Origin of the sequence: Acinetobacter tandoii DSM 14970 = CIP 107469, assembly GCF_000400735.1 — a bacterium.
Classification (GTDB): Bacteria; Pseudomonadota; Gammaproteobacteria; order Pseudomonadales; family Moraxellaceae; genus Acinetobacter; species Acinetobacter tandoii.
Genome location: NZ_KE007373.1, coordinates 1 through 2,569, shown reverse-complemented (window position 1 = coordinate 2,569; position 2,569 = coordinate 1). Strand labels below are relative to the sequence as shown.

Here is a 2,569-nt window from a genome sequence, read left to right as displayed (position 1 = left end):
AAGCGTTTGAATTCAGAATCTGAAAAACGATTTAATTTCTGATATCTCATGAAATTTATATTGAGGTGGTTTTTACTTTCGCAAGAGATCTAATATATGAACGTTATTTCGGCAATATTATTAAATGAACACCCTGTCAAAGGATGTATTCAGGATGGAAATGGAAAGACTAAACCATTTCCTATTTTTGCTATTGATGGGCTTCCATTAAATATATGGATAAGTAAAAACACTAGTTTTAAGGATGCAAACTCTTCCGTTCCAGCACATGGTTGGCTATATGACTTTGAAAATAGCGTTCCTTTGAGTAATGCATGGAAACTATTAAAACCTGAAACTTCTGAATATGGTGCAGTATCCACTGTCATACCAATTTTAATTTGTTCTGATGATTTAGATCTTGTCTGTAATGTAATTATGATTGAACAGATGGTGACTGAATCAGAAGTTCAATGGATTCGATTTGGGGTAGCATGGAACAATATGCATGACCTTGTAACATCAGTAGTTTGGGAACAACCTTTTTCATCTCCTGTTTTAACATTTAAATTAAGTGATTTTGAAGAAGCATACAATAATTTGAAAAGCTTAGATAAAGCTTGGAATGAGGGTATTTAACATAATAGAGCTTATACGAAATGCATATAAAAATAGTTTTATATTTCAAAAAGTTATGCTATAAAAAATTGGGGCGCAAAACCTAAAAAACCGACTTGGAAACAAGTCGGCTTTTTTATGTACAAAATTGATAGATTATGCCAATAAAATTATCTAAAAAAACACCAATTGTGCTTAAATAGCTTATTAAAAAAACACCAAATAAGATCAGCATACTGATCTTATTTGGTGTTTTTGATGTATGATTATTACATCGTAATAGTGCTTATAGGGTATTTTGATGCTAACTATTTCTGAAAAAGAAATCCTAGATCGCCTGAATTTTGATAACCCTTGGTGGGAAGATAGAGATACATCTATTAATCATAGCCAACATCCTAAAAGAAAATATTTTTTTGAGTTTTATGAAAATATCCTAGATCGTTCTGTTAATCGGGCACTTGTGCTAATGGGGCCAAGACGCGTTGGAAAAACCGTAATGGTCATGCAAAGTATAAGTGAACTTATCCACAGAGACTCAATTGATAATAAAAAAATATTATTTTTATCTTTAGAAACACCTATTTATACAGGTATTGGGTTAGAAAAATTATTAAATATTTTTAATTCATTACACGACCATAAACGAAATGACGAATTGTATATATATTTTGATGAGATTCAGTACCTAAGAGATTGGGAAGTCCATCTAAAATCTTTAGTAGACTCCTACCCAAGCTATAAGTTTATAGTAACGGGATCTGCTGCCGCTGCCTTACGCTTAAAAAGTAATGAATCTGGTGCTGGTCGATTCAGTGATTACATCCTTCCGCCTTTAACGTTTGCTGAATATCTGTCATTTATTAATAAGGAAGCTGAGTTAGTTACCTACACTGAAGATTTTGAAAGCTTTGATGATCAATATAGCGCCAACAATATTGAAGAGCTAAATAAAGAATTTGTTAATTACCTTAATTATGGTGGTTATCCAGAAACAGTTTTTTCTGAGAAAATCCGCGAAAACCAGTCACAGTATATTAAAAGTGACATCATAGATAAGGTGCTCTTAAGAGATTTACCTAGCTTATATGGTATCAACGATATCCAAGAGTTAAATAGACTCTTTACAACCTTGGCGTACAATACTGGACAAGAAGTATCCTTAGATGGATTATCAAAAGATTCTGGTGTCGCAAAAAATACAATTAAACGCTATTTAGAATATTTAGAAGCTGCTTTTCTGATCAAAAGGGTTGAAAGAATTGATAACAATTGTAAGAGGTTCAAGAGAGCTAATTTTTTCAAAATATATTTGACTAATCCCTCTATGAGAGCAGCATTATTTGGTCAAATAGATCCTACTTCTCAACACATGGGAGCCCTGACGGAAACTGCTATTTATAGCCAGTGGCAACATGGGAGCATAGACTCTCTTTATTATGCTAGATGGGATAATGGTGAGATTGATATTGTCTATCTTAATGATCTACAAAAACCTCAATGGTTTATCGAAATCAAATGGACAGATAGACCATTTTCAGATCATAAAGAGTTAGATAACTGTATAACATTCAAACGCAAAAATCCTAACTTACAAGGAGATTCTATCTTAGTTACTAGTAAAACTATTGATGATGAACTGATATATAGAGATGAACGATTTGTATTTAAACCATCAAGCTTATATGCATATATTGTTGGTTTTAATTCTTTAAAAGGAATGGGGAAAAGAAAAAAAGCACCTTAAGGTGCTTTTTATTTAACATAAAATCTCTTATACGCAGCCCAGGTTAATCCTGGGCTTTTTGTTCAATCTGATCATTGGCCTCAAACATGCCAGGATTGGTAATCTGGATATTGTCCTGACAATTTTCGCAAAGCATCAGCCCTGCAAAAAGCTGTACGTTGTCCCTTGAATCACAGAAAGCACATGGTTTAGAGAGTTGAATAATATTGCTCATGGCTTTTTCCC

3 protein-coding genes are annotated in these 2,569 nt (G+C 32.9%); 2 read left to right on the top strand and 1 reads right to left on the bottom strand.

Annotated elements, in window-relative coordinates; translation table 11 throughout:
* Positions 1 to 96 precede the first annotated feature (96 nt).
* Positions 97 to 618, top strand: a complete 522-nt coding sequence (locus I593_RS17915; RefSeq protein ID WP_016165287.1) for a hypothetical protein — start codon at positions 97 to 99, stop codon at positions 616 to 618.
* A 280-nt stretch (positions 619 to 898) separates the two neighbouring features.
* Positions 899 to 2,344 (top strand): ATP-binding protein, encoded by a 1,446-nt coding sequence (locus tag I593_RS17910; RefSeq protein WP_005200044.1) that lies wholly within the window; start codon positions 899 to 901, stop codon positions 2,342 to 2,344.
* Between the two features lie 43 nt (positions 2,345 to 2,387).
* Here I593_RS17910 and I593_RS20685 read toward each other — a convergent pair.
* Positions 2,388 to 2,569 (bottom strand): hypothetical protein (locus I593_RS20685; RefSeq protein WP_016165286.1); only part of this gene is annotated, 182 nt, incomplete at its 5' end.